The following is an 18,244-nucleotide window of genomic DNA, read 5'->3' as shown; positions in this document are numbered from 1 at the left end:
GTCGATATGTGCATAGTGACGGTTGTCTGTCTCATATTCAACGTGTGAGATGTTGATCGTGATCCCGCGATCTCTTTCTTCTGGGGCCTTGTCAATCATGTCATATGGTATGAAGGCAGCCTCGTTTTTACGAGCAAGCGTCTTCGTGATCGCCGCTGTCAAGGTCGTCTTACCATGGTCAATGTGTCCTATCGTTCCAATGTTAAGGTGGGGCTTATTACGTACAAAATGTTCCTTTGCCATTGTTTCTTTCCTCCCTAATTATATATCCGTTTTTTTGTGCCATGCGGGCATATTTTTTCCAAATAAAAGAGACCCGCTATCAAGAGGCGGATCTCTAAAACACGAGTCTTTGGATTATACAATATGAGTTTTCGAAATGCAAGCCTCCGACCACTATTCTAACAATATTTTTTATTTTGTCCATATAAGCATTAGAGAAAATGCACTTCCTTTCTCATTTTTTAATGAAAAGAGAAGAAAGTTGTCCTTTAATTTCATCAAATTCTATTGAATCTGTTTATATAATAAGTAACTTTTAACAGTTTTTCAATAAAGAAAGCAAGAATTATGTATATCATATATATAAAAAATATTAGTTATATATAAAGAAGCATATTTATTAGATTGCCCTTGCCTCTCTCATTTCCCTTGACTTGCCATTATTGATATATGGGTTATAATACGTTTTATGTTCACCTATATGACTTCACACGAAATAAAAATAGTATTTTGTTGCTGTCCGGAGGGTTACTTGTTTTAATAAACCGCACGGCAAATTGTCGTTGCGTTCATAACAGCGACAGTCATTAATTTAGAATATTTATAGTATAAGCCCTGTCGTAAAGACAGGGCTTGTTATTTTGAAAATCAGGAGTGATTTTTATGAAAATTTGGGAATATATCAAAAGTGATTATATGGCAGCTATGGATAATGACCCTGCCCTTCGCCACGGAATACAGGGATTTCTGGAGATTCTTTTATGCACCCCCGGTTTTTTGGCAATACAGTTTCACAGGGTTTTCCATTTTATGCACACTACTCTTCATATACCTGTTCTTCCTAGGTTCTTATCTCTCGTTGTACGTTGGTGGACAGGGATTGAGATACATCCGGGAGCAAAAATAGGCAAGGGCTTTTTTATTGATCACGGTGCCGGTGTTGTAATTGGGGAAACCTCAGAAATAGGGGATAACGTTACCATTTATCAGGGGGTAACGCTCGGCGGAACTGGAAAAGACAAGGGGAGCAAGAGGCATCCTATACTGGGTTCTAACGTTTTTGTGGGAAGTGGAGCGAAAATTCTAGGACCCATAAAAATTGGCAATTATTCGCGCATAGGGGCAAACAGTGTTGTCCTAAAAGATGTTCCGGAGAATGCAACAGTTACCGGCATGAGGGCAAGAACGATAAAGATTGACGGAAAGCGTTTGCAAGAACAAAATGCTTCCGACAGTTCGGAAATTACAGAAACTAAGGTACAACGCCTTGAAAAAGAGCTTGAATCACTAAAAGAAGAGTTGATGCATTTAAAAAGTACGCAAAGCACAGCTAAAAATGAGGATCAACAGAAATAAGTTTTTGACGCGTAAGTAAAACAAGAATAAATAATACAAATATGTTGTCGCCTGATAAATTTTCTAAAAATTAAAGAAGGGTTAGCCTATTTGGACCTTCTTTACTCCTTTTTTGTAGAGCCATTCTTCCGCTCTATCGCAAATATCTCCCTGCAAAAGAATCTCTCCCTTTTCGACTCTTGAGCCGCAACCTAAAGCTTTCCTTATCTCTTTAGCCAGCATTGCAAGTTCGATGTTGCACCCCTGTGGAAGAGTAAGTTGAACTACAGTTTTGCCGCCAAATCCGGAGGTTCTTCTGCGCAAGATAACTTTAGATATTTTTTGTAAAAGAGAATACAATTCTTCTTCAATTTGGCCAGACTTATTGCCTTTATCTGCCTTTTTCTCGACTTTTTCTTCTTTTTTGTGGATATTTTGGCCAAATAAAGATGCCAGGGGAAGAGAAAACTCGCTACCCGCTCCAATAGAAATATTTTCGTCGGACGTTATTTTTGTTTTTTTCTTTTTTGCCAAGAGAATTGCTCCTTTTTGTGCTGCTATAGGTATACTATAATTATAAATTATAATTGCAAAAAATTTTCTAGGGCGTGTTGCTTGAGTGGATAAAAAGTCTATTTTTAAAGAAAATTTTCTTTCAACAGTAACGATGTTAGGAAATCTTCCCGGAGGAAGACTACAGATTCTTCCTTCTGGGTCCCTTATCTCTTTGTCCGGAATTCCATCAGAAGACGATAACTATGTGGTTTTTAATCCATCAACAAATAAAAAAGAAATTGATGACGCTTTATTCATTTTAAAAAATAGTGCTACTCCATTTATAGTACCGGAGCTTTACAACTGTGATTTGAATTATTCAAATATGCTGGAATCTTCCGGTTTGACTAAAAAACATATCTATACGGCCATGTCGCTTGAAAAAAAGAAAGAGCATCTCTCTGATGTCTCAGTTATAGAAATAAAAAATGCGGCAGAAGCAGAAATATGGGCCGGTGCATCTTGGGCAGGATTCGGAGAAAACACGCCCGTCGCTGAAAATTATATAACTTTTACAGAACAACTGATAAACTGCAAAAAAAATAAGCTTTATGTTCTTAAACATTGCGACGTTGCCGTTTCTTCCGGATTAATTCATTATAGCGAAGAAGCTTGTGGACTCTATTATTTTTCCACACTTCCCGAATTTAGAAGACAGGGTTTTGCACATCGCCTTGTGGGCACCTTAGCGAGTGTCGCTTTTCGTACATATGAAATTTTTGTTTTACTTGCTACAGAACAGGGAGAACCCTTTTACAATAATTTTGGGTTCGATTCTTTATACAGTGTTCCCATGAGAACGTTATAAGTTGAGGTGGTTTATATGAAAGAGATAGAACAGCTAATGAAAGAAGTTCCGGCAAGTTTTGTGATATGCGATAAAAGCAATGTTACAAAAAATATGGTGCTTAAGGAGATAATGAGAGGAGAGAAGGATGCGTCCTCTATTAAAAAAAGCCTTGGGATCTGCGATGACAAAGAATGTGAGAATCGCGTAGAAGCCTTACTTAAAATATACCTTCCCATTTACGATATTATCTTTGATGGTAAAAAGTGTGGGCAACACGACCACGCTTCATCCGAATCAACCTGTGACCCAAATTCCTGTGGCAGTTGCCCTTTTGACTGTAAAAAGTAATTTTTATAATGTTTTAAAAGCGAGAATCAATATTTTCAAGCGCCTCGCGTATTTATTTCTTATACTACATTAATAACCTTATACTGCTTTTATAAATCTTTCGCTTTCATTATTAACTTTTTTAGTGCTGCAATAAGAGGGGCAACTTTTTTGTCCGTGGCTGGTCTTTTGAGAGCAGCAGAGGCAGAAATGGCACGACCCCAATAGGCTTTGTTTGCGTCTCTATTTTGGTTAATAACAGATCCGTCCAATGAAATTCCCGCATAAAGCCCTTTTGAAACGGAATAGCTGTAAATGGAAGCCTTTGCTCTCCCGTCAGTAGCTGCTAAGGCATTGCGCCCAACAGGACCAGCTGCAACCGAAACACCAGCTCCTAATTTAAAACTGTTTCCGCCTGTAAACGCTCTGAGTCCTTCTTCATTAGTAATAACAAGAACAAGCCCAACTGACTGAACGCCTATTTGCAAACCGAACGACGCACCGGATATTCCCATAAATGCAGGTCCAGACCAAGTGCCATTTTTGTTGCGAATAAACACAACTCCCTCTCCTGTCTGTCCTCCAACAATAAGGCCACCCTTTGTTACTGCTGGAAATATTGCTACGCCGCGTCCAGATTTTATTACATTGCCTAAACTATCAGCATCGGATTCAGATGTCATCGTCTCAATAAGATCGGTTGCAAGTCTTATTCTTCTTTCGTGAGCTTTTTCTGCAAAAGCTGCGTGGCTCGAGAACATTATTGCTGAAACAAGCAATGTGAATATAAAAAGTTTCTTGCCAAACCTCATAAAAATCCCTCTTTTCTTCTTAAAACTCAGGTTTATATTATATACTGTATGTCCTTGTAACATCTAAGTATTTTATACTGTTTATATTTATTAAACAGAAAGCATTATAATATGAAGTGTAGCAAATTTTTATATTATAAAAGGTGGTATTTCATGGATTCTATTTTTGCACCTTGGCGGAAACAATATGTGTGTTCTGCTTCTGATAAACCTACACAAAATGAGAGAACTTGTATTTTTTGTGATTTCCCGGCTATTAATGATGACGAAAAACATCTTATTGTTTACCGTGGAGAATTTAATTTTGTTATTCTCAACGCTTTTCCTTATAATTCCGGACATCTTATGGTCGTTCCTTTTCGTCATGTATCTGATTTTACTGAACTTTCTTTAGAAGAAACAAGTGAGATGACAGCCATTGCACAAAAAGCCATTTCTGCACTAAAAATACTTATGAATCCGGATGGATTCAATATGGGTATGAATTTGGGAAAAGCTGCCGGAGCTGGAATTGAACAGCATCTCCATTTACACATCGTTCCTCGATGGGAAGGAGACACCAATTTTATGCCGATAGTAGGAGAAGTAAAGGTTATATCCGAAGCTCTTTTATCAACTTGGAGTCGCTTAAAAGAAATATGGCCAAAATAAATTTTGACGCTAAAAACTGTGTTTTTAACGCGCCTCGCAGTGAAATAGACATAGAACAGACAATTAAAAAATCTCGCTTTATTGGGTCTATTCGCACAATTCTAACTGAAAAGGATGCTGCTTCCCAAATAAAAGAGATATCTTCTCTCTTTCCAAATGCGACTCATTACTGCTGGGCTTACCGTATTGGAATAAATGATACCCTTGAACATAGTTCAGATGATGGGGAACCATCAGGCACTGCGGGGCGCCCAATCTTAGGAGCTTTAAAGAAATATTCTCTTGATAATACACTTCTTGTCGTAACACGTTTCTTTGGCGGAACAAAGCTTGGAGTGCGAGGGCTTATAGATGCATACTCTGAAACTTCAGAGCTTACGATAGAAAAAGCTGGTCATGTTGAAATGGAGTTCCACCATTTATTACAGTTCACATGCGGCTATGATCATTCAAAAACTATGACCAATACCCTGCGCCAATTATCGATCCCGGAAGAGCGAATATCTGTCGAATATGTTGCAGACGTTAAATATAGCATAGAAGTTCCATGCTCCTTACGAGGAGAGGTTACACCGTTACTTGAAGAGATGCTTGCAAGAAAACTTCTTACAAATTTAATTTGGCACGAAGAGCCGCTTATTCGTGCCAAATTAGGTTAATTAAATTATTAAAATCAATATACCTCTTTCGATTTTCTATTGATTATTTACTTCTCTATTTTTTATTTATTCCCACACGTTTATAAATAGCCATTTCCAGTTATAAATGGAAGTGTAATAACCTCTTTAATTATTAGCTTAGTTGTTCTCCGGCTGTTCATAATATTGTCCCATAAGCTTTTTCCAGTCTATTCCTTCATCTAAGAGATTAGGACAGGGTTGCTCGGGATAGAACCAATTTCGTCCAAGACCCATTAAAACTTGCCACCAATCATGTACATCTGGCACAAGGATTTCTCCTTCAGGGCCGATGCGGCGAAGTTCTCTATATAGAAGTGCTATTTTTTGATTTTCATCCATTGATGCCGTTGTCTTGGCATAAATTTCTATAGTATGAAAATATGAATAAGAACCAAGTTGATAGAGTATTTCTGTCCATTTCGGCGAGATACGGCTTGTTTTTGCGAGCACCATTTGCCTCTTATTACCAGAGTTTTTGTAGTTTAAAACAAACAAAATTTTATCAGCCTGTATATGTTGAAGCTCTCTATATTTACTTATTAAAGCCTCCGCAATAGGTCTCATTCTTTCATTACATATCTCATAGTCAAATTCTGCCGCCGTATTTTCTATCAATCTCATTTCCTCCCAACTTTTTCAAAACGGTTTGATTATATCACTGATATCTCACCGATTTTCTTAAAAAATATAACTTTTTTACCTTTTTTATTCATTATATTTGTGTTTAAAGAGATTGATTTTTACTGACCTTTATAATGCCAGATAGTGATTATCTTTTCTTTTTTACTCTTTTTTTCAATTAACGAAAAAATACCCTATCTCATAACTACCGGATGTAACTGGTTTTCAGGGATTTTCCCTTAATTTCTTTGTTCTATATATAATGAAATAATTCTTTATGCAGCCTTAAAGCATAAAAGACGTTGCCTAAGCAACGTCTTTTATGTTTTTTATCTTTTAAATTTATTTTTATTTATGGAGAGTTTTACCCAACCTTGTAAAAGTTGGCAAATCAAAACTTTCTTCTTTTATTCTTATTATTCCTTCTTGTGAAGATCTCTCTTCAAGCCAAGCCGGAGAATAGGATAGAACCACCTCTGGTTCTTGCTGTTCTTCCTGTACATTTAATGTCGTTGTTTCAGCAGTATAAACCGCTTCTTCTTTTTTTTCTTTTGGAATGTTCTGTCGATGAATCCGCGATTGCATTTTTGTTTTATTAGGGATTTGAACTGTTTCATCAAAACCGGTGGCTATCAATACTATTTCAACCGCTCCGTCGAGAGATGTATCTACGGCACATCCCCAAACAAAGGTAACGTCTTCGGCTAGAATATCTTGTATATAATTTGCAGCCTCTTGTACTTCGTGTAATCCTAGGTCATCTGCACTGATTATGTTCATAAGAAGACCTCTTGCTGCGTTGGCCTTGAATTCCATCAAGGGACTCTCCAGTGCCATTCGGACAGCCTTGAGCATTCTTTCTTCTCCTGATGCTCTGCCTACACCCATAACCGCTAATCCTGCTTCTTTCATAACGGTTTTGAGGTCAGCAAAATCCAAGTTAACAAGACCGGGATGAGTAACGAGATCTGTGACGCCTTGAATTGCTTGACATAAGTATTCATCAGGCAGTGCGAAAGATTCTAATAACAAGGTTTGTTCTTGTGCGAGCTCTAAAAGTCTGTCATTTGGAACAACGATTAAAGCATCCACGTGAGGACGAAGTTTCTCTATCCCTTCTTCTGCATAGCGTTTTCTACGTGCTCCTTCGAAAGAAAAAGGTTTTGTTACAACTGCTACGGTAAGAATGTTCATTTCCTTTGCAACGCGGGCTATCACAGGGATTCCACCCGTACCGGTCCCGCCGCCCATTCCTGCCGTAAGATAAACCATATCAGCACCTTCCAGTGCCGCACGTATCTGAGGAAGAGATTCTTTGGCAGCAGCCTCTCCAACTTCTGGAATTGCCCCAGCTCCAAGGCCTCTTGTAAGAGTTTCTCCAAGAATTATTTTATATTCTGCCAATGATCTATCTAAATCATTTAAATCTGTATTTGCAGCAATAAGGTCTATCCCTTTTAAACCCTTTCTAATGATGTGGTTTAGCGCGTTGCCTCCACCACCGCCAACTGCAATAACCTTTATTACTTCTCTGCTTAGGCGTTTTTCTGCTGCTGGATTATGGGAAAAAGAAGGCTCAACCTTCTCTACGATGAAATTATCATCTCTGTAGTAAACCCTCTCGGCTTGGCCACCCAAAACACACACCTCTTTCGCGGTTAATGTATATCCATTGTTTTTCATTATAACACTATAGATTCTGTTTTTATAAAATATCTTTTAACAAGAATAATTCATATTTTAATTATTTTAAATTATAAAAAAAGTTTTTATTGCTTTCCTCAACACATTTAAATTATTTAAACAACTAGAGCATATTATATTTAAAATAAAGAAAAATTAAAACAAAAAAACAGATTAACTTCTATTACAAAAATCGAAAAAGACTGTTCTGACCCACATATAATCATTTTTCCTTCGTACTTTTCTGTCGTTTAGAAACAATTATAAACAGTATTTCGAGATTGAAAAGAAAAATTATATGGAAATCTTAAAATATTGGTCAACATAAATCAACATCATTAAACTCTTTTTCTTTAAGATTTACTTGTTTTATAAATAAAAAAAGAAAAGAAAAATGGAGCCTTTTATATTAAAGGTAGTCCCTATAGCTAAATCTATTTATTTGCGTGTTTTAGGGGCAAGGAGGTGTCCTTTAGTTTTTCTAAGGCTTGTTTATGCATAGTCGTTTTTATTCCTGTTTTTATTTGTTTTTTGTTTCAATTTAAGATGGAGTTTCCTTTTGCTGTATAAAAATTGGGATCATCTTTCTGTGTAATGAGATGGAAAGCAGGTAAGTTGTTTAGATGTTTATTTTTTGCTAAGATTTTAAAATTTTTTATGAATTTTGTGAATAAACTGCTCTATTTTTTTACAAACACACTCTGGCACAAATAAAAATACAGGATAGCTTTTCCACATATTTTTTACCACTTTATGCACATTGTGTGGATATGTTTGTGACCAACTCTACTTTTTCGCACTGTATATCATAATTTTTGTAAAATAACTGCTTTTTTTGTGGATAACCCTGTGATTATTTTCCTTAGCTTTTTTTTATTTTTAAAGTCATTCGCTTTATAAAAAAATAGCGAAGCTCTTTTTGAGCTTCGCTATTTACATATAATTATTTTTTATAATTATCTAGCTATTCTACAATTATTCTCTGAGAAGACTCCCATAAACCGTGAATGTTGCAATAGCTTTGTGCAATTATAGTTCCAGATTTTGTTAACCTTACCATAACTGAACAGCTTGGTTCTGTTGCGGAAGAGCCTGTTTCTGCCGGGTTTGCTGATTCTCCATGTGATGCAAAAATAGTTTTCCCCAGCTCGGTAATAAACTTCCCATCATCCGATTTATAAAAAAACTGCATCCACGCAATATAATGCTGCGGAGTGTTTGGATGTGAGATTTCCTTGCCAACACTTGCACTGATTTTAATCAGTTCTCCTGATTTTACTTTTTCTGGAAACTCCAAAACCGGAACATGTTTTTCTCCTTTAAAATCTCCGCTCTGTATATTATCTCCTAATTTCATAGATATTCCTCCCTTTTTGTTTACTTCTCTCTTATTATATTAATACAATGTTTCATTTACTTGTAGGCTTTTTTATGGAATTTTGTTTAGTTGTTTCTCTTTTTCAATTTTTCAACCGTTAATTTTAATTTTGCTAAGGGTTCTGCTATTTCAAATTCTAATTCATTTTCATTCATTAAGTACTCCGTTTCATTTTTTAGAGCTTCTTCAGAATAAAATACAGGGGCTCTACGCATATGATCAGGCTTTGGTCCTTTTGCTTTTCCCTGTCTTACAATTTTTCCTGCTTTTATTTCGACTGAAATATCCTCTCTTGAAAAATATTTTTTTAAAACTTTCAAAAATACATGTCGCCTAAAATTTATAGCCTGTAATAGTCCGTGATCTTCAACATTTATAGTTATTTTCATTCCCTCTTCAGAAAAATCACAAGAAACGGGGGCAGTTCTATCTGAAAGCGGGGGGCCAATCAGTTTATTCCAATTTGCTTCCAGTATTGAGAATTTTTCATAATCGTTTACCGGATTTGAGTTTTGTTTTTCTATGAACTCCCCTATTTTTTTATACCTGTTCATTCTATTCTCCTATTGCCGATCTTCTTCTATTTTCTATTGCAACCCATAGAAGCTGGATGTCTGTCGGAGGAACTCCCGAAATCCTTGAGGCTTGTCCCAATGTTCTTGGGAGAGCTCTCAGAAATTTTTGCTTCCCTTCTGCAGAAAGACTCGGTATTGATGAAAAATCAAAGTCTTTTGGGATTTTCAACTTTTCCATTTTTTCCATTTTTTTTACTTGTTTTTTTTGTCTTTCAATATATCCCTCATATTTTAAAGAGATGGCTATCTTTTCACCCTGTTCATTGTTTACTTTTGTATCGGTCATGCTCGCTAGTATTTCCCAATTTATTTCCGGTCTTTTTAATAAACTTAAAGCTGATATTTTTTCGGAAATTGGGGAAGAGGCTGCACCCCGCAGGATTTCATTGTTTTTTTCTGTAGGCGCTATTTTAATATTTTCTAAGCGTTCTTTTTCCCCTTTTATAAGATTCCATGTTTTCTGATACTTTTCCCAAATGTCTTCAGAATTTAAACCAATCTCATACCCTAGCTGTGCAAGTCTTTCATCTGCATTATCATGCCGAAGCAGGAGTCTATATTCACATCTACTTGTAAACATACGATATGGTTCGTTTGTCCCCTTAGTTATAAGGTCATCAATTAGAACACCTATATAGGCGAGATTTCTTGTTAATACAACGGGGTGCTTGTTTTTTGCTATAAGAGCTGCGTTTATTCCTGCTATTAACCCCTGTGCTCCGGCTTCCTCATATCCGGAAGTACCATTTATCTGTCCAGCCAAGAAGAGGTTTTTTATGTTTTTTGTCTCAAGCCATGCCTCCAGCTGCGTAGGTTGTACATAATCATATTCAATTGAGTAGCCAGGGCGCAATATTTCTGCACTTTCACAACCCTTGATTGTTTGGACAGCCTCAATTTGTGCCTCTACACACATTGATGTTGAAAAGTTTTGCATGTAAACTTCTTGGCTTTCTAAACTTATTGGCTCTAGAAAAATAGGATGTGTCTCTTTTTCTGGAAATTTTATGATTTTATCGTCTATAGAAGGGCAATATCTCGGTCCAAGAGAGTCAAGAGTCCCTTGAACTATTGGAGATTGTGGAAAATATTTTCTTATAATTTCGTGGGTTTGTTCATTTGTTCTTGTAAGGCCACAAAACATTCCCTCATAAACCTTTTTTTCTCCGAAGTAGGAGAAACAGGCCGGTTCACTAATGCTTTTCTGCTTTTCAAGAATGTCCCAGTTTATTGTGTCCATTTTTAATCTGGGAGTTGTGTCTGTTCGTAATCTTCCTATTTCAAGTCCGGTTTTTTTAAAATTTCTTGCAAATTCTGTTGCTGCTATTTGTCCAATCGGCCCAGATTTATATGAAGTTAATCCTATGTGTATTTTAGATCCAAGGTATGTTCCTGTCGCAATAATAACTGTTTTTGAGTAAAACTGTTGTCCGGTTTTTATTTTTACTCCTTTTATTTCTCCTTTTTCTATCATTACGTCTGTTACTTCTGCTTGATAAATATCTAATTCTTTCTCATTTAGTAGTTTTCTTCTATAGTAATCACTATAAAGTCTTGGATTACATTGAGCACGCAACGTTTTAACGGCGGGACCCTTTGATGTGTTGAGCCAACGTAGATGTTGTGTAGACGCATCTGCTGCCTTCGCGATTTCTCCTCCCAATGCATCTATTTCTCTCACAAGGTGCCCTTTTGCCGGACCACCAATTGAAGGATTACAGGGCATATATGCGATGTTGTCTAAATTTAAATTTAGCAACAACGTTTTTGCTCCTATCCTCGATGAAGCTAGGGCTGCTTCACAAGCTGCATGTCCCCCTCCAACCACAATTACTTCGTATTTATCATCAATTTGCATTAATTTTTTATCACTCTTCCCTTGATAACAGTATATTTCTCTCCAGGAAAATCATAAGCTGTAGGCTCCGCTGTTGCCGCGAAAACCTGAGTATTTCTTTTCAATAATGCATCAAATAAAAGTTCTTTTCCCTCTAAATCAAGCTCCGCTGTCACTTCATCCAACAATAAGACTGGAGCTCTTCCCAGCTTGCGCCTAACTCCATCTGTTGCTGCAAGAATCATGGCAATAGCAATTCGCCGTCTGTATCCCCTGCTCAATGAATGTGCGACATTTTTTTCTTCTGTTTTTATAATTATATCGTCTCTGTGTGGTCCAACAATAGGAATTTTCATTATTTTTTCTTTTTCTTTATTTTTTAATAAAGAAAAAAGGAAGTCGTCTTCTATATTTTCTGTCTGTGCTGAACCCCCTCTTTTAAGAAAGAAGGTTATTCCTTTATCTGGCAAAAGATTTTCTTGCCCTCTTATGCATTCTGTCAGTAATATAACTGCTTCTTCTCTCATTTTCCAAATCCATGTTGCCAGTGGATTTAATACTCTGTCTATAAGTTCTGTTGATTTTCCCTGTTTTAACAATGCTGATTTCTGTCTTATTCCTCTTCTATAATCACAAAGTCTTAATGAGTATGAAGGAATAATTAAAATTAAAATCATGTCAATCAGTCTGCGCCTGTAAGAAGAGGATCCCTCTATTATTGACATGTCATTTGGAAGAAAAGAAAGTACCGGTATTTTCCATCTAAGATCTGTTGCACTTATAACAGAATCATCAATTCGTAATATATATCTGCCCGCTATCTTTACTTTTATTATCTCTTCTTCATCCAATTGTCCTGTTAATTGAACCTCTGTCGTTCCGCTATTCCACGTAGGAAGAGAGTTTGTTTTTGTTCCTCTTTCTAAAGGGCCCCAACCGGAGATCATATTTATACCTTCCAATATATTGGTTTTTCCTGAACCATTAGTTCCCGTTAGTAAATTTAATCCCGGGAACCATTTAATCTCCCGGGATTCTAAATTTCTAAAATTATTAAATCTTACTCTTTTAAAACCCATTTTACTCTTCTGATGATTCCATAGTATCCATATTTTGTTCTTCTTCTGACATGTTTATGGGAGCAATCAAACAAATAAAGCTTTCTTCGCCTACTTTTTTTACTGTCATTTGCCCAGTAGGTCCATTAAATCCCAGAACAACATAAGGATCTCTTAAAACCTTCAAAGCTTCCATAAAAAATTTAGAATTTACTGCAATTTTTAAAGAGTCTCCCTTTATTTCTGCCTCTACTTCCTCTTTGGCCAATCCCAAGTCAGGAGCTTTTCCTCGCATTACAAGGGTTTCATTCTCTTTTAGCTCTAATATGACCATTCTATTATAATCTCTTACTATAATGTCCACTCTTTCAAGAGCAGAAATGAGCTCGCCTCTATCAATCTTTACTACTGTTGAATGTCCTTTTGGTAATATTTTCTCATATGGTGGAAATTTTGATTCTACTCTTCTTACAGAAAATTCTATATTTTCCGTAACAAAATAAAACTGAGCTTCGTTATAAAGAATTTTTATTTGTGTTTCCGGATTTAGAGATCCCATAATTCTTTGAACCTCTTTTACTCCTTTCATTGGCAGAAGCGAAAATGTTCCTTCTTCTGCTTCTTCTACAGGAACAGAAGAAAGAGCAAGCCTTCTTGTATCTGTGGAAACAACGTTTAAAAAACCTTCTGTTATCTGAAAATTTGCAGAAGATAAATAAAGAGGAAATTCTTCTCCTGCTGATGCTGCCAATGTTCCTTCTTCAAGTACCTTTAGAAAATCACCTGCGTATATAGAACAAAAATATTTAGCATCTTTTGATTCAGGTAATGTAGGAAACTCTCTTACTGGAAAAGTACTAAATTTATACTTACTGCGCCCCGCTGTTAATATAACTCTTCCTTCTTCTACAGAAACTAAGTATTCATCTCCTGGTGCTTTTTTAAAAAGATCTCCAACCATTTTTATTGGAAAAACCGCTTCCCCCGGCTCTATTACCGTTACTCCTTCTGCTTTACAAACAATAGAAGTTCTAATATCAGTAGCATGAAGAGTAACTTCATCAAAAGAAGCCTTTATTAATACAGAAGAAAGGATACTCATAGTACTTGTTGCAGAAGAACTTCTTTCTGCAAGACTCCAACTTTGAAGGAATTGTTTTTTGTTAATTTCTAACTTCATAGGGCGACCTCCTCTATTATTTCTTTTATTTTATTATATAAAAAAATAGTAACAGTAACAGTAGGGAGCGTGTATATGTGGAAAAATATAAAAAAATAAGTATAGGCCTTTATTATAAAGGTGGATAACAAAACAAATAATTAAGAAAGAAATCCACAAAATTCACAAAAAAAAGAAAAACTAAAAAAACATGTTTATAACTCAATAATTATTCACAGAAAAACAACAAAGATTCTACAACTTACTTACAATGTTATCCACAAATGAACGAACGCGAAGATCTTTCTCCAAAAGACCTTCTATTTTTTTACAAGCATGAATAACTGTGGTGTGATCTTTTTTATTAAAAGCATATCCTATTTGTTGTAAACTCTCCGATGTTTTATTTCTAGCAATATACATTGCTATCTGACGTGCTAAAGCGAGCTCTGCTGATCTATTTTGGGATAGAAGGTCTTCTATAGGTATAGCAAAAGTTTCGGAAACTAGTTTTTGTATAAGTCCAATATTAATTGGACCTGAATTTGAGTCTCTTAAAAGATCTTTCAACCATAAAGAAACATTTTCAATTGACATTGGTTCATTATTAAATTCAGAGCATGCAACAGTTTTATTCAAAGCTCCTTCTAATTCTCTAATATTGCTTGGAATATTTTGCGCTATAAATATAATTACATCTTCTGGAATATTATACTTTTTGTCTTCAGCTTTTTGTTGAAGTATTGCCATTCTCGTTTCCAAATCAGGTGGCTGTATGTCTGCAACAAGACCACACCCAAAACGAGAAACCAGCCTTTCTTCAATTCCATTTATTTCTTTTGGAGGGCTATCACAGCTTATAACTATTTGTTTTTTCGCGTTGTAAAGTGTGTTGAATACATGAAACAACTCTTCCTGTGTAGCACCCTTATCCCCAATGCCTAAAAATTGGACATCGTCTATCATTAAAACATCAAGATTACGATAACGAGAACGAAAATCCTCAAAAGCAAAACTCTTATTTCTAATTGCGGAAATAAAATCATTTGTAAAATTTTCTGCAGTTACATAAAGAATTTTTGCATCTGTTTTATTTTCTTGGACATGATTTCCGATTGCGTGCATGAGATGAGTTTTTCCTAGTCCAACTTTTCCCCATATGAAAAGGGGGTTATAAGCAGCACCTGGTGCTTCTGCTGCGGCAAGGCAAGCAGCGTCCGCAAGACGATTAGATTTTCCAACAACAAAGGTAGAGAAAATATAATTTGGATTTAGGCCATTTTTTTTGGTAGAGATTCTGCCAGACTCCGTAACAGCGACAGCCCTTACTTCTGCTTCTGTATCCTTCTTTATGTCCTCGCTGACCACGATATTTATATCAGACCCAAATCTCGTCTCCTGCAGAAGTTCTTTCATTTGTGGCAAAAATCTTTTTTTGATTTGTTCTCTTGCAAATGGTGTAGGAACGTCTAACACAAGAACCCCATCTTCTAGAGAAAGCGGCAGACATGTGTCTAAATAAGTTTTTACAGCAGAGTCAATATCAGACAGCCTCTCTACGCAGTATGACGTAAATTCATTCCAAATATTATCTAGCTCTTTTGACAAACAACTCACCTCAGAATATATAAGTAAACAAATTTATTCTATCATGAATAAAGAGATGATTGTGAAAAAAAAATATAGAATCCACAAAAGTTATCAACATATGCACAAATAGAAAAATAATTTCAGTGGAAAACAAAGATAACCCACTATGATAAAATGAATTATTAAATAAAAAGAAAATAGAAAATATTTGATTAATATGAATTAGCCTGTAAAAATCAATGTGGACTATTTATCAACAGTTATTGTGTATTGGTGGAAAAAAAGCAATCAAAAACGATACAAATTTTAGAATAGTTGTACAACTTTTGAAAAAATATAGAAAAAGTAGGTGGAAAAAAGACGGATTGGTCGAAAAAGATTGTAAAAGGCAAAGCGTTATCCACAAAAAGTGGATAACGCATGTGGGTAATAAAAAGTAGAATAATGGTTGAGAGGACAAGAAAACAGTCCTTCACTCATTATTTTCACTCATTATTCTACTTTTTATATTTATTTAGACCAGGTGGCTCCTTTTGAAAAAGGTTTTGGGTTAGATGTCATTTTGGCAGAGATGTCACTCATAATAATTTTATCAAACGTAATTGGGAAGGGGATTTTTTTAAAAGATAACAGTGGATTAAGTTTATTTACAATAAACTGTGAGATGGTCTCTGTTGCACTTATGCCTTGTATAGATAATATTGTCTCTTTTAAATAGACTGCGTCATTCTCAATTCCAAGTTTCCCTGAAGCAGAAAGAGGAACAGTCAAGTTGAACAAAAATTCTGCAGCATATTTACCCTCTGCGCTGAATCCTTTACTGGTAAAATCAAAAATTAGTTCCGAAAACCCCTTTATTGCACCTTCTTTTGCGAAATAATTGTTTACATCAGCTTCTAAAAGAACAATTTCACCTTCTGATGATTCTATTAAGTTTGCTGGATTTTCTTTGTCGTAAGAGTCTACTCCTTTTTTCAGCTTTGCTCTAATCCCTATGTTATCAACTCTGATTCCGTCTATATCAGCACCCTTTGCCTCTATCCATAAATCCACTTTGTTGACAACAACTTTAAGAGAATCTGGCTGTTTCAATATTTCGTATAGCTGTTCTCCAACCTCGTTTGCAAATTTTTGATCTCTTTGTGCCGCATGAGTTTGAGTAGAGAAAAAGAAGAAAAATAATAAAAGAAATAATATGATATTCATATATTTTTTCATAGAAACTCCTCCGATTCATTGTTGTCATTTGTTATTATTTGTATATTTTACAAAAAAATAGTGAAAGTGGTGAGTAAAACATTTATTTCGCATCTATGCGCAATAAATGTGTTTTATTTATAAAAATCTTTCTTTTCTCTGCTTGAAAGACGCCTAAAATATAATGTGGTTTAGATAAAAGAAAATGATTTTTCTTGTACCTCGCAAGGTTTATGAATTTTTATTAAAGGTAGAATTTTCCTGTTTTCTTGTGTCCATAATTTGTTCCCTTGCTTTTTCCAAAATATCTCTTGCCGCATAAGGACGAGAAAAAAACTTTATTTTTAACCTCATTTCGTCAAGAGAGCCTGGTTCATAAAGCATTCTATCTACCTTTTTATATATTTCCTCCATGTTTTCTAATACTTCTACGACGCCTTCTTTGGATAAATAATCAAAATTTAATTTTTCCTGTCCCGGTATCGGTGTCATAAGCAAAAGAGGAAGCTGTGCTGCCAAAGCTTCTGACAGAGATAGCCCTCCCGGTTTAATAATTCCAAGATCTGCTGCCACATAGTAGTCTTCTATATTTTTTATAAATTTTAAAATAAAAACGTTGGTATAACCTTTTAATTCTGCTGTAAGCTTTTTATATAACGTATTATTGTTGCCACAGATAACAACAAACTTTATATTTTTGTACGGTGCCAGAGCTTTTGTTACGCTATAAATAGAGCTGGCTCCGATGCCGCCACCGCTTATAAGGACAATTTTATCTTCGCCTTCAAAGCCTAATTTTTTTCTGGCTTCCTGTTTTGATATAAGAGTATTGTACTTTGGAGGAATAGGAATGCCTGTATAGACAACATTATGTATGTTTTTATCAAGATGCTGATTTTTTGCGAGGGCACTTGCAACAAACGTTGTTTTAAATTCACCGCTAATTTGAAATTTATGACATAAAAAATCCGTATTTACATAAAATATTGGGATTTTTCCTCCTTTTCTTACGAGGGGCAAGGCCCCAAAAAAGTGAGTAAAGAAAATCGCGTCAATAGGTTGTTTGCTTAGCTCTGTTACAATTTTAGGTAAAAAAAACTTACAGAGAACTGTGTGTATTTTATCAAAACAAAAAGAAGAAAGGGAAGTTTTGTCAGATCCGCAGTAAAGCATCCCCCACATCCAAGGTGCATGTTTAACCATGAAGAGGTAAGTTTTGGAAATAAATGAACGCAAAAAAGTTGGAGTATATTCAAGTATATCTTTGCATAAAACATAGCCATCTGGTACAGATTCTATGAATTGGTCTCTAAGTGCTTCCGCTGCCGATCGATGCCCCGTTCCAACCGATGCATAGAAAATCGCAATAGATTTCATCTTTAACCACCCCAGCTTTCGTTTGTTTACAAGTGGATGCAAGTACTGTGTACAGTGTATTTCCAAATATAATTATTTAAGATAAGTTTTTAAAATATAATATAGCTATATTCTATCCTTGATAGGGCTTTTTGCTTACATCTTTTTATTTTGGTGAGAAGATAAAAACTTAATTTTTACATGAGGTGGGGAAAATGATAAAAGCTGTTATAGATATCGGAACAAACTCAATAAAGCTTTGCATTGCGAAAATAGTAAATGGAGAAATATTCATATTAAAAGACATAAATAAAATAACAAAACTTGGAGAAGGACTGCAGAAAGACGGTTCTCTGGGAAAAGAGGCGATTGAAAGAACTCTTTTAGAAGCAGTGAACTATGTGCAGATGGCGAAAGC

Annotated in this window: 19 protein-coding genes; 6 read left to right on the top strand and 13 right to left on the bottom strand. The window is 35.4% G+C overall.

Annotated elements, in window-relative coordinates; genetic code table 11:
* On the bottom strand, nt 1-243 hold a 243-nt coding region (gene tuf, locus GXZ13_00610), incomplete at its 3' end, for an elongation factor Tu (GenBank protein ID NLX74348.1).
* A gap of 642 nt (nt 244-885) precedes the next feature.
* Between tuf and GXZ13_00605 the strand changes: the two genes are divergently transcribed.
* The gene (locus GXZ13_00605; GenBank protein ID NLX74347.1) at nt 886-1,578 is read left to right on the top strand and encodes a serine acetyltransferase; all 693 of its coding nucleotides are present in this window, start codon (nt 886-888) and stop codon (nt 1,576-1,578) included.
* An 81-nt stretch (nt 1,579-1,659) separates the two neighbouring features.
* On the opposite strand, the gene GXZ13_00600 is transcribed toward GXZ13_00605, so the two are convergent.
* Complete coding sequence (locus GXZ13_00600) at nt 1,660-2,091, bottom strand: translation initiation factor (GenBank protein ID NLX74346.1); 432 nt, start codon at nt 2,089-2,091, stop codon at nt 1,660-1,662.
* 85 nt (nt 2,092-2,176) lie between these two features.
* Here GXZ13_00600 and GXZ13_00595 point away from each other — a divergent pair, with 85 nt between their 5' ends.
* Nucleotides 2,177-2,920: a GNAT family N-acetyltransferase gene (locus tag GXZ13_00595; protein NLX74345.1), complete on the top strand. Its 744-nt coding sequence runs from the start codon at nt 2,177-2,179 to the stop codon at nt 2,918-2,920.
* Nucleotides 2,921-2,935: 15 nt separating this feature from the next.
* Nucleotides 2,936-3,250 (top strand): hypothetical protein, encoded by a 315-nt coding sequence (locus tag GXZ13_00590; protein NLX74344.1) that lies wholly within the window; start codon nt 2,936-2,938, stop codon nt 3,248-3,250.
* A gap of 89 nt (nt 3,251-3,339) precedes the next feature.
* On the opposite strand, the gene GXZ13_00585 is transcribed toward GXZ13_00590, so the two are convergent.
* Nucleotides 3,340-4,041, bottom strand: coding sequence for a lipid-binding SYLF domain-containing protein (locus tag GXZ13_00585; protein ID NLX74343.1), 702 nt, complete (start codon nt 4,039-4,041; stop codon nt 3,340-3,342).
* Nucleotides 4,042-4,194: 153 nt separating this feature from the next.
* Here GXZ13_00585 and GXZ13_00580 point away from each other — a divergent pair, with 153 nt between their 5' ends.
* Nucleotides 4,195-4,692 carry an HIT domain-containing protein gene (locus GXZ13_00580; GenBank protein NLX74342.1) on the top strand — a complete coding sequence of 166 codons (498 nt, stop codon included), beginning with the start codon at nt 4,195-4,197 and terminating at the stop codon, nt 4,690-4,692.
* Nucleotides 4,680-5,351, top strand: a complete 672-nt coding sequence (locus GXZ13_00575) for a YigZ family protein (GenBank protein ID NLX74341.1) — start codon at nt 4,680-4,682, stop codon at nt 5,349-5,351. Before GXZ13_00580 ends, GXZ13_00575 begins: the two co-directional genes overlap by 13 nt.
* Nucleotides 5,352-5,489: 138 nt before the next feature.
* Here the strand turns inward: GXZ13_00575 and GXZ13_00570 are convergent, their stop codons facing one another.
* The 10 genes from GXZ13_00570 to GXZ13_00525 all read right to left on the bottom strand — a co-directional run bounded on the left by GXZ13_00570 (nt 5,490) and on the right by GXZ13_00525 (nt 17,847).
* Nucleotides 5,490-5,993: a hypothetical protein gene (locus tag GXZ13_00570; protein ID NLX74340.1), complete on the bottom strand. Its 504-nt coding sequence runs from the start codon at nt 5,991-5,993 to the stop codon at nt 5,490-5,492.
* A 348-nt stretch (nt 5,994-6,341) separates the two neighbouring features.
* Nucleotides 6,342-7,676: a cell division protein FtsZ gene (ftsZ, locus tag GXZ13_00565; GenBank protein NLX74339.1), complete on the bottom strand. Its 1,335-nt coding sequence runs from the start codon at nt 7,674-7,676 to the stop codon at nt 6,342-6,344.
* A gap of 964 nt (nt 7,677-8,640) precedes the next feature.
* Complete coding sequence (locus GXZ13_00560; GenBank protein NLX74338.1) at nt 8,641-9,033, bottom strand: Neelaredoxin; 393 nt, start codon at nt 9,031-9,033, stop codon at nt 8,641-8,643.
* Between the two features lie 86 nt (nt 9,034-9,119).
* Nucleotides 9,120-9,608: a DUF721 domain-containing protein gene (locus GXZ13_00555; GenBank protein ID NLX74337.1), complete on the bottom strand. Its 489-nt coding sequence runs from the start codon at nt 9,606-9,608 to the stop codon at nt 9,120-9,122.
* Between the two features lies 1 nt (nt 9,609).
* Nucleotides 9,610-11,487 carry a tRNA uridine-5-carboxymethylaminomethyl(34) synthesis enzyme MnmG gene (mnmG, locus tag GXZ13_00550; protein ID NLX74336.1) on the bottom strand — a complete coding sequence of 626 codons (1,878 nt, stop codon included), beginning with the start codon at nt 11,485-11,487 and terminating at the stop codon, nt 9,610-9,612.
* Nucleotides 11,487-12,545 (bottom strand): DNA replication/repair protein RecF, encoded by a 1,059-nt coding sequence (locus GXZ13_00545; protein ID NLX74335.1) that lies wholly within the window; start codon nt 12,543-12,545, stop codon nt 11,487-11,489. Before GXZ13_00545 ends, mnmG begins: the two co-directional genes overlap by 1 nt.
* Nucleotide 12,546: 1 nt before the next feature.
* Nucleotides 12,547-13,704, bottom strand: a complete 1,158-nt coding sequence (dnaN, locus tag GXZ13_00540) for a DNA polymerase III subunit beta (GenBank protein ID NLX74334.1) — start codon at nt 13,702-13,704, stop codon at nt 12,547-12,549.
* 234 nt (nt 13,705-13,938) lie between these two features.
* Entirely contained in the window at nt 13,939-15,291 is a 1,353-nt protein-coding gene (gene dnaA, locus GXZ13_00535; GenBank protein ID NLX74333.1) for a chromosomal replication initiator protein DnaA, read from the bottom strand.
* 492 nt (nt 15,292-15,783) lie between these two features.
* The gene (locus tag GXZ13_00530) at nt 15,784-16,491 is read right to left on the bottom strand and encodes a hypothetical protein (GenBank protein ID NLX74332.1); all 708 of its coding nucleotides are present in this window, start codon (nt 16,489-16,491) and stop codon (nt 15,784-15,786) included.
* A gap of 210 nt (nt 16,492-16,701) precedes the next feature.
* Nucleotides 16,702-17,847: a glycosyltransferase gene (locus GXZ13_00525; GenBank protein ID NLX74331.1), complete on the bottom strand. Its 1,146-nt coding sequence runs from the start codon at nt 17,845-17,847 to the stop codon at nt 16,702-16,704.
* Between the two features lie 194 nt (nt 17,848-18,041).
* Between GXZ13_00525 and GXZ13_00520 the strand changes: the two genes are divergently transcribed.
* Nucleotides 18,042-18,244 (top strand): Ppx/GppA family phosphatase (locus tag GXZ13_00520; GenBank protein NLX74330.1); only part of this gene is annotated, 203 nt, incomplete at its 3' end.

The sequence above is a fragment of the Synergistaceae bacterium genome, from assembly GCA_012728235.1.
GTDB lineage: Bacteria > Synergistota > Synergistia > Synergistales > Synergistaceae > JAAYFL01.
The sequence above is the reverse complement of the archived record's forward strand: the minus strand, read 5'-3'. Positions and strand labels throughout refer to the sequence as shown.

Excerpts from the sequence above, each read along its gene's own strand:
- GXZ13_00590 (NLX74344.1), top strand. The coding sequence starts at position 2,936 with ATGAAAGAGATAGAACAGCTAATGAAAGAAGTTCCGGCAAGTTTTGTG.
- GXZ13_00545 (NLX74335.1), bottom strand. The coding sequence starts at position 12,545 with ATGGGTTTTAAAAGAGTAAGATTTAATAATTTTAGAAATTTAGAATCC.
- GXZ13_00570 (NLX74340.1), bottom strand. The coding sequence starts at position 5,993 with ATGAGATTGATAGAAAATACGGCGGCAGAATTTGACTATGAGATATGT.
- GXZ13_00525 (NLX74331.1), bottom strand. The coding sequence starts at position 17,847 with ATGAAATCTATTGCGATTTTCTATGCATCGGTTGGAACGGGGCATCGA.
- GXZ13_00530 (NLX74332.1), bottom strand. The coding sequence starts at position 16,491 with ATGAAAAAATATATGAATATCATATTATTTCTTTTATTATTTTTCTTC.
- GXZ13_00585 (NLX74343.1), bottom strand. The coding sequence starts at position 4,041 with ATGAGGTTTGGCAAGAAACTTTTTATATTCACATTGCTTGTTTCAGCA.
- mnmG (NLX74336.1), bottom strand. The coding sequence starts at position 11,487 with ATGCAAATTGATGATAAATACGAAGTAATTGTGGTTGGAGGGGGACAT.
- GXZ13_00560 (NLX74338.1), bottom strand. The coding sequence starts at position 9,033 with ATGAAATTAGGAGATAATATACAGAGCGGAGATTTTAAAGGAGAAAAA.
- dnaN (NLX74334.1), bottom strand. The coding sequence starts at position 13,704 with ATGAAGTTAGAAATTAACAAAAAACAATTCCTTCAAAGTTGGAGTCTT.
- GXZ13_00605 (NLX74347.1), top strand. The coding sequence starts at position 886 with ATGAAAATTTGGGAATATATCAAAAGTGATTATATGGCAGCTATGGAT.
- GXZ13_00580 (NLX74342.1), top strand. The coding sequence starts at position 4,195 with ATGGATTCTATTTTTGCACCTTGGCGGAAACAATATGTGTGTTCTGCT.
- GXZ13_00575 (NLX74341.1), top strand. The coding sequence starts at position 4,680 with ATGGCCAAAATAAATTTTGACGCTAAAAACTGTGTTTTTAACGCGCCT.
- GXZ13_00555 (NLX74337.1), bottom strand. The coding sequence starts at position 9,608 with ATGAACAGGTATAAAAAAATAGGGGAGTTCATAGAAAAACAAAACTCA.
- ftsZ (NLX74339.1), bottom strand. The coding sequence starts at position 7,676 with ATGAAAAACAATGGATATACATTAACCGCGAAAGAGGTGTGTGTTTTG.